At 61.3% G+C, this 999-nt stretch carries 2 protein-coding genes; both read left to right on the top strand.

Annotated features, from left to right (window positions below; translation table 11 throughout):
* On the top strand, positions 1-564 hold a 564-nt coding region (locus Y707_RS28415), incomplete at its 5' end, for a siderophore-interacting protein (RefSeq protein ID WP_162150266.1).
* 135 nt (positions 565-699) lie between these two features.
* On the top strand, positions 700-909 hold the full coding sequence (locus Y707_RS0121585; protein WP_026536578.1) for a hypothetical protein: 210 nt from the start codon (positions 700-702) through the stop codon (positions 907-909).
* Positions 910-999: the final 90 nt, after the last annotated feature.

Consider the following 999-nt stretch of genomic DNA (forward strand, 5'->3'; position numbering starts at 1 on the left):
GCGCGGGGCGAGGCTGCGGGTTACGTTGACGAGCTGCATCCGCACACCCGCCGTGTCCTGCTCGCCGGCGACGAAACCGCCCTGCCCGCGATCAGCTGCATCCTCGAATCGCTCCCGGCCGACTTCACCGGCAACGCTTACGTGGAGGTGCCGGATGCAGGGGATTTCGTCGATATCGATACCGCTTCCGGCGTCGAAATTACCTGGCTGGCCCGAAATGGCCGTCCCCATGGTGAAGCTCTGGACGCCGCTGTCCGCGGCGGGCGCGGGCTGCTCAGCACCGCTGGAATGCATCACAGAGGCGAAGAACCCGAGGATGTCGACATCGATGAAGTGATTCTCTGGGATACCCCGACGACGGCGGCACAGCGGGCTGCGTCGGTCCCGTCGGCCCAGGCGGGGCCGAACGAGCACGCCGAGTCCTCGAACTTCTACGCGTGGATCGCGGGCGAGGCCGGAACGGTCAAGGAGCTGCGCCGGTACCTGGTGCGGGATCTCGGCGTCGACCGTAAAAGGGTGGCCTTCATGGGGTACTGGCGGCGCGGTAAATCCGAGGGCATCTAAACTGGATCGGCGAAGCCCGACAATGTAGAATTTCTAAACTATATCTGCACCAAAATTTGCTTGTGCTAAAAACTTTAACCATGCACAGTAGTCAGTGTCAGCACAAACGACACGCCTGAAAGGAGGCTGCTGATCATGATGATGACTCTGCTTTTCGTCGTCCTTATTATTGCCACATTTGCCGCGCTTGGAAGGGCAGCGACACCTGCACGTGAACGGCGGCCCCTGATGTCCGGTGGCTTCAAGAGCCTGGGTGCCAATGTGCGCCGCGGGTTCGACGCCGTCACGCCGCCTTGGACTGTGACCGACCCTTCTGTCAGCGGATTGACCGCCACACGGGCATAAATAAATGCCTCCCGTGGACTGCTTCGTTGCCAGAGTAATCCCGGGAAGACCCGGCTGGGCGATTAGACGATACCCAGCCGCATAAATCCG

The sequence above is a fragment of the Arthrobacter sp. H14 genome, from assembly GCF_000520495.1.
Classification (GTDB): Bacteria; Actinomycetota; Actinomycetes; order Actinomycetales; family Micrococcaceae; genus Arthrobacter_C.

What these genes read in the sequence shown, in the direction of transcription:
- Y707_RS0121585 (WP_026536578.1), top strand. Translation starts at nt 700, where the DNA reads ATGATGATGACTCTGCTTTTCGTCGTCCTTATTATTGCCACATTTGCC.